General features: G+C 51.4%; 2 protein-coding genes. Both read right to left on the bottom strand.

Annotated features, from left to right (window positions below; genetic code table 11):
• Window positions 1–220 precede the first annotated feature (220 nt).
• Complete coding sequence (locus tag GXX57_09620) at window positions 221–3,118, bottom strand: fibronectin type III domain-containing protein (protein HHV44905.1); 2,898 nt, start codon at window positions 3,116–3,118, stop codon at window positions 221–223.
• A 12-nt stretch (window positions 3,119–3,130) separates the two neighbouring features.
• Complete coding sequence (locus GXX57_09615; GenBank protein HHV44904.1) at window positions 3,131–3,685, bottom strand: hypothetical protein; 555 nt, start codon at window positions 3,683–3,685, stop codon at window positions 3,131–3,133.
• Window positions 3,686–4,355: the final 670 nt, after the last annotated feature.

Here is a 4,355-nt window from a genome sequence, read left to right as displayed (position 1 = left end):
CTCCATGACAGGATTTCCGCAGATCCAGGAAAATTTCAGCGGCCCTTCGGTGCCTAGGCGTGGTCACAGATACTACCGAATTCATCTGGTAAGGGGCGGTTCTGTTAAGTGAGGGGATCCTTGTGGATCCATCTGTGACAAACACATTTCGATCCATTGAATCAAGTTTGTCCAACGCATTAACCGGGATGCCTAAGCATCCCGGTTAATGCGTTAATCATTAATCAATCCTGATGGTGTAGCTGAGCTCACCTTCGGTGTTCAGTGTCAACACATGCATCCTGTGTTGGTACTGGGTGAAACTCATCGTCTGGACCTTTGGTTCTACGGTAGCAGGGAAAGTGATGATCAGTTGGTGACCACCCCTAGTCAAAGTGGCTTGACCTGGCGTTATATCCAGACGATCGGTTTCGGTGAGAAGTAAGGGGATACGCTCTTCGAAGGCACCCTGATGTGCAACGGTAACCTCGATGCGGTCGTCTTTAAAGGTGACGGTTTTGTTGCCGCGATTGCCCAAAGGATAGGTCAGACTCAATTCACCTGGGGGTAGATCTTTTACTCCCACGGTGGGGGTGAAGGCTACGCCATCTAGGAAATATGTGGGCAGCACCTGTTGGGTTTCGTAAACACGGACGCTGTTCTTTTCCCGGGTGCCCCAGGAAAGGCCCCGGCTGCTATTTCTGTTACTGGTTTCGGTATGGCTTGCGGACAGAATGCCCATCTCGGGATGCCAGAGGATTCCCAGTCCAAAGGCCTGCTGGGCCGCTTGACTCTGTCCAGCATTGAAGATGGCGTAGTAGCTGGGGCGCCGGATGTAGGTGAAAGCCAGTGGAGACCGATCGTCGACCCGTTGGTGATTGAACGTGTCGTACTTGATGTAGGGTAGCATCCCTATGGCCTCGGCCCGTTCTGCGTTGGTGGGGTGGTAATTGTACATGATCCGGTTGTAGACGCCGTAGGGATTGTAGGAATTACCACCGGTGTATCTAAGGTCGGGAACATTAGGCCAACGGCCAAGGGTGCTCTGTTCTTTGGCTGCGGCGATCTCCGCTTCCACCTCTTCTTTGGTGCGGACAAAGGCCCGGGCAATGGGCAAGACTTCCGCTAAGGGGATATCTTTTCGATCGAAGGTTACCGAAGCTTGCCGTTTGCTGGGGGCGGAGTTGGTGGTGAAGTAGGAACCGTCGGGCTCAATGACGAGGTTGTAAGACAACCAGTCAAAGAACTTGCTTTCCTTTTCCACCAGATCTTGGAGGTATTCGGTGTTGCGCATGTAATTGTAATCGCCGATTAAGTTCTGCAGGTGCACCGAGAGATTGTAGCCCATGTCCAGACCATTGGCTTCGTAGTAGAAACCAGCTGGGCTGATAAACTCCTCCCCAGACTGGCGGAAGCGCTCGATCAACCGCTGTTCAAGGGCGGGCTCCGGGGCCCATTCCAGATAGGCCATGGTCAATGACCAGACAAGGGTATACTGGTTGGAGTAGCCGCGCCCTTGGTTCCAGGCCGCCGGATCATTGAGCATGGCTAAGATGGCCTTCCGGGAGGCGGCCATAATTCTTTCGTACAGATCCTCATCGATGAAGGGAAAGTCTGGATCCCTTTCCTTGGCTTCGTTGAGCAGCCGGATGGATTGCATTAGGAACTGAAGCCCAAAGGACGTGGCCGCGAGGTTGTACTGGCCGTAGCCATACTCAGAAAACAGGCCGTTGGGGCCTTGGAGAGTTAAGAAATGCTCCACTGCTGCTTCCCAGCGTACCCTTAGTTCCGGCATGCCATAATAGGGGTTCCAATCGGCCTTGCGGGAGTAGAAGTAGGCCAACCATAATTGGTTTTCCTGCACCCGCGCGTTGTATGGTTTGTTATCTGCGGGGTTACGATGAACGATAATATCGAAAAAGCCGCGATTTGGTTCCTCTAACCGCACCGCATTGGCCACTTCGTGGAGATGGGTGAAGTAGTACAGCAAATGGCGCCGATCGTTAATCCAGACCAGCGGTGAGAGGAAGTCCTCGTCTTCAAAATCGTCCACACTAATGGTACTGAAGTCCACTGGAGGTACCGGAGGAACCTCCGCTGTCGAGAGACGGACCGGACCAAGCATCGGGGATTCAACTCCTTGCGCTTTAGCGACAATGCCCACTTCATAGGGATATTGGGGTTTGAGATTGTCAATCTGGTAACGGGGTTCGTTGATGGTGCCGACGGGCTTACCATCTACATACACAGTATACTCCACTTCCGGATAGCTAGCCAGTTCTTGAATATGGGGCCAGCTGATGGATAGGGAAGTCATGGTCCGCTCCGCGAGGGAAATAGTGGCATCATTACCCCAGCTAAGTAAGTAGGCCTTGCTCTCTAGCGCATCGGCATAGGCCTGCTTTAGCTCTTGATAAACCGCCATCCGTTCATCACCGGTGGCCTTATCGTTGGTGGCGATAGCTTTGGCCCTTTCTAGCACCCCAAGGAGGTGGTCCAAGGCGGCCGGGGACAACTCCAGGGGACGGGACTGCAGAAGGCTCTGGGCCAGCTCAATTTCTCCCTGTAAAGCCGATTGGACATCGAGGGTATAATGTAGGGTGGTGCGTCCCATTTGGATCATCCAGGTGGCCCTGTTTTGGGATGTATCACCAAAGATGATCTTCAGGTATTTGGTCTCGGCTGGCAAATTGTGACAGGACCACACTACCTTTCGCCAGGTCGTCCCGGACACAGATTGCGATTCCTTGGTGACATTGGACAGGACTGTGTATTGGATATTATCGCTAGAGACCGCAAAGGACATATCTCCAGGGTAGGCCACATCGAAGTCTTTGTTGTACCAGGTCACCACTTCGAAGCCGGTAAAACTGCCGAAGGGAAAGCTAGGCACTTGGTATATCACATAGGCTTCTTCGTGGCTAGTTTTGTAAAACCGGGTATCATCTCCCGCATACCGTTGGGGATAGGTGGTGGTGAGGGCGATGTTCGGTGTGGCGGCAAAAACCTGCTCCAGGTCTGCATGTTCATCTACGATGGAAACCACCCCTGGGAGATCGGGGCCCTCCTCCGTTAAACACCCTGTAAATAGTAAGGATGCGGGCAATAGTACCAACAGGATCAATTTCAGCCTACTCACAGTGTTTCCCCCTTAGTTCTCAGTGATCGCATAGTATAGCGTGGTCCGGCCGATTTGGATCATCCAGGCGGCCCTGTTTTGGGATGTATCACCAAAGATGATCTTCAGGTATTTGGTCTCGGCTGGCAAATTGTGACAGGACCACACTACCTTTCGCCAGGTCGTCCCGGACACAGATTGCCATTCCTCGGTGACATTGGACAGGACTGTGTATTGGATATTATCGCTAGAGACCGCAAAGGACATAGGTCCAGGGTAGGCCACATCGAAGTCTTTGTTGTACCAGGTCACCACTTCAAAACCGGTGAAATTACCGTCGGGAAATCCAGGAACCTGGTAGACCACATAGGCCTCTTCGTGATCTAGTTTGTAGAGGCGATTGTTGTCTCCTGCATACCTGTTCGGATTACTAGTGGCCACATCAATGTTCGGTGTAGCTTCGAATACCATCGTCAGGTCGCCGTGCTCATCAACAATGACGGGGACCGGCTCTTTCTGGGAAAAACAGCCGGCCAAAGAAAACGATACTAACAACACCAGTACCCATACTAAGCTGCGTTTACTCATGGTTTCTCCTCCCTATGGTTATATTTGTTTACGTGCAAATAGCCTTTCCGGCTATCCACATCGTCCCTGGGAATTGGCCGCCTCCATCCGATGGCGTAGGTCCCCAGCTTGTGGTTAAAACGCATCCTTAGGAGATATACCGTCGAAAACTTCGCTTAACACTCAGCGTACTCCACTGCCCTTCTAGATCTGGGTTATCCGGAATAACCGGTACTGTAGGTCCCTTCTCGTGCAGAGGTTATTCAGGTTGACCGGTAGTTCAGATTCGGTGATGTCTCCTTGTACCGTTAGTAAGGGGCCTCAATTGAGACAAATCTTTTCTCCTAAGGCTCCTTGTACTGTCTTCGAAGGGACGGCTTTTGACAACTTTTGTCCTATGTATAGTAATACGCATGACATCGAGCGTTGCCATGGACAACAAAAACAATATTTGATAAGCATCCAGCCGTATCTTAGGACCCACACACCAAAGAACTTTTTACAAATATCGTTAGAAGTTAGTCGTATTTTACTTCCCAACGGGTTTCAAGTCAAGGGCGCGGTTGCGCCTTGACCCCCTAGTTTTGGAGAATATGCTTGTACTTCATCTACATATCGCATGATTGCTTCGTATTTCTACCAGTTGCACTTTTTACTCATCTTAGGCGGCCTTGAGTGCTTCTTTGGTATG

The sequence above is a fragment of the Bacillota bacterium genome, from assembly GCA_012839765.1.
Classification (GTDB): Bacteria; Bacillota; Limnochordia; order DUMW01; family DUMW01; genus DUMW01.
Note: the sequence above shows the minus strand (reverse complement) of the source record. Positions and strands in the feature narration are given on the sequence as shown.